A 3,456-nucleotide genomic window follows, 5' to 3' on the forward strand; every position below is an offset into this window, starting at 1 on the left:
GTGTTCGGCGGTGTCCTACTCTCCCACACCCTGTCGAGTGCAGTACCATCGGCGCTGAAGGGCTTAGCTTCCGGGTTCGGAATGGGACCGGGCGTTTCCCCTTCGCTATGACCGCCGTAACTCTATGAAACTGTCACAGTAACCAACTTCTGATCACCTGGTTTCACCGTGCATCAACCCGAACCCGTTACGGGTGGATGGATGACGGAGAAAACAGAGTTTCTCATCAGTATCTGTGTGTTGTTTCAGATACCGCACAGTGGACGCGTAGCTTCTTTGTGGTAAGTCCTCGGCCTATTAGTACCAGTCACCTGCATGCATTACTGCACTTCCAGTTCTGGCCTATCAACCCGGTGGTCTGCCGGGGGCCTTACCCCCTCGAGGGGGTGAGAAACCTCATCTTGGAACAGGCTTCCCGCTTAGATGCTTTCAGCGGTTATCCCTTCCGAACGTAGCTAACCAGCGGTGCTCCTGGCGGAACAACTGGCACACCAGAGGTTCGTCCGTCCCGGTCCTCTCGTACTAGGGACAGCCTTCCTCAAGTTTCTAACGCGCGCGGCGGATAGAGACCGAACTGTCTCACGACGTTCTAAACCCAGCTCGCGTGCCGCTTTAATGGGCGAACAGCCCAACCCTTGGGACCTACTCCAGCCCCAGGATGCGACGAGCCGACATCGAGGTGCCAAACCATCCCGTCGATATGGACTCTTGGGGAAGATCAGCCTGTTATCCCCGGGGTACCTTTTATCCGTTGAGCGACACCGCTTCCACTTGCCGGTGCCGGATCACTAGTCCCGACTTTCGTCCCTGCTCGACCTGTCAGTCTCACAGTCAAGCTCCCTTGTGCACTTGCACTCGACACCTGATTGCCAACCAGGCTGAGGGAACCTTTGGGCGCCTCCGTTACATTTTGGGAGGCAACCGCCCCAGTTAAACTACCCACCAGGCACTGTCCCTGAACCAGATCATGGTCCGAGGTTAGAGGTCCAATTCGATCAGAGTGGTATTTCAACAACGACTCCACGATAACTGGCGTCACCGTTTCACAGTCTCCCACCTATCCTACACAAACCGAACCGAACACCAATACCAAGCTGTAGTGAAGGTCCCGGGGTCTTTTCGTCCTGCCGCGCGTAACGAGCATCTTTACTCGTAATGCAATTTCGCCGAGTCTACGGTTGAGACAGCTGAGAAGTCGTTACGCCATTCGTGCAGGTCGGAACTTACCCGACAAGGAATTTCGCTACCTTAGGATGGTTATAGTTACCACCGCCGTTTACTGGGGCTTAAATTCTCAGCTTCGCTCCCGAAGGAACTAACCGGTCCTCTTAACCTTCCAGCACCGGGCAGGCGTCAGTCCGTATACATCGTCTTACGACTTCGCACGGACCTGTGTTTTTAGTAAACAGTCGCTTCTCACTGGTCTCTGCGGCCCCACCCAGCTCAGACAGTAAATGTCGTCACCAAACAGGGCCCCCCTTCTCCCGAAGTTACGGGGGCATTTTGCCGAGTTCCTTAACCATAGTTATCTCGATCGCCTTAGTATTCTCTACCTGACCACCTGTGTCGGTTTGGGGTACGGGCCGTGTGAAAGCTCGCTAGAGGCTTTTCTCGGCAGCATAGGATCACTGAATTCGCCTCAATCGGCTACGCATCACGTCTCAGGCTATGTGTGACCCGGATTTGCCTAGGTCACGCCCTACACGCTTACACCAGTATTACCACTGACTGGCTCAGCTACCTTCCTGCGTCACCCCATCGCTTGGCTACTACCAGATCAGGTCCCATGCATCCACCAACTCGAGACCCGAAGGTCTTCTCGTGGCTTCAGGATGGTTAGTATCACTGATTCACCATGGGCGCGTTCACACGGGTACGGGAATATCAACCCGTTGTCCATCGGCTACGCCTGTCGGCCTCGTCTTAGGTCCCGACTCACCCTGGGCGGATTAACCTGGCCCAGGAACCCTTGGTCATTCGGCGGACGAGTTTCTCACTCGTCTTTCGCTACTCATGCCTGCATTCTCACTCGTGTGGCCTCCACGGCTAGGTCACCCTGCCGCTTCCATGGCCACACGACGCTCCCCTACCCATCCACACACCTGCCAGAAAATCCTTGGATCAACTGGGGGCTATTGCGTGAATGCCGCAGCTTCGGTGGTGTACTTGAGCCCCGCTACATTGTCGGCGCAGGATCACTTGACCAGTGAGCTATTACGCACTCTTTCAAGGGTGGCTGCTTCTAAGCCAACCTCCTGGTTGTCTTCGCGACCCCACATCCTTTTCCACTTAGTACACGCTTAGGGACCTTAGCTGGCGATCTGGGCTGTTTCCCTCTCGACTACGAACCTTATCGCCCGCAGTCTCACTGCCGCGCTCTCACTCACCGGCATTCGGAGTTTGGCTGATTTCGGTAAGCTTGTGGGCCCCCTAGACCATCCAGTAGCTCTACCTCCGGTGAGAAACACGCGACGCTGCACCTAAATGCATTTCGGGGAGAACCAGCTATCACGGAGTTTGATTGGCCTTTCACCCCTACCCACAACTCATCCCCTCAGTTTTCAACCTAAGTGGGTTCGGTCCTCCACGACGTCTTACCGTCGCTTCAACCTGGCCATGGGTAGATCACTCCGCTTCGGGTCTAGAGCATGCCACTACGATCGCCCTATTCGGACTCGCTTTCGCTACGGCTACCCCACACGGGTTAACCTCGCGACATGCCACTAACTCGCAGGCTCATTCTTCAAAAGGCACGCCATCACCCCCAACAGTAAACTGTTCGAAGGCTCTGACGGATTGTAAGCGCACGGTTTCAGGTACTATTTCACTCCCCTCCCGGGGTACTTTTCACCTTTCCCTCACGGTACTAGTCCGCTATCGGTCACCAGGGAGTATTCAGGCTTATCGGGTGGTCCCGACAGATTCACACCAGATTTCACGGGCCCGGTGCTACTTGGGTTTCCATTACAACAGTCACAAAGTTTTCGTGTACGGGATTCTCACCCTCTACGACAGGCCGTTCCAGACCACTTCCACTAACCCTGTGATTTCTTACTGTTGGCCTGCTCGGCAGAACAGACAAAATGAACCCCACAACCCCACGAATGCAACACCTGCCGGCTATCACACACCCATGGTTTAGCCTCTTCCGCTTTCGCTCGCCACTACTCACGGAATCACGGTTGTTTTCTCTTCCTGTGGGTACTGAGATGTTTCACTTCCCCACGTTCCCTCCACACGCCCTATATATTCAGGCGCGGGTAACACGACATCACTCGTGCTGGGTTTCCCCATTCGGACATCCTCGGATCACAGCTCGGTTGACAGCTCCCCGAGGCTTATCGCAGCCTCCTACGTCCTTCATCGGCTCCTGGTGCCAAGGCATCCACCGTACGCTCTTCATTACTTACAACAAAGATGCTCGCGTCCACTGTGCAGTTCTCAAACAACACACAA

The 3,456-nt window shown here is 55.0% G+C and carries 2 rRNA genes; both read right to left on the bottom strand.

Annotated features, from left to right (window positions below):
- Positions 1-2: 2 nt before the first annotated feature.
- Positions 3-119: ribosomal RNA gene (gene rrf, locus H7C86_RS36420) — 5S ribosomal RNA — on the bottom strand.
- Positions 120-277: 158 nt separating this feature from the next.
- Positions 278-3,412, bottom strand: a 23S ribosomal RNA gene (locus H7C86_RS36425).
- Positions 3,413-3,456 lie beyond the last annotated feature (44 nt).

Origin of the sequence: Rhodococcus sp. UFZ-B548 (assembly GCF_903819475.1) — a bacterium.
GTDB classification, from domain to species: Bacteria; Actinomycetota; Actinomycetes; order Mycobacteriales; family Mycobacteriaceae; genus Rhodococcus_F; species Rhodococcus_F erythropolis.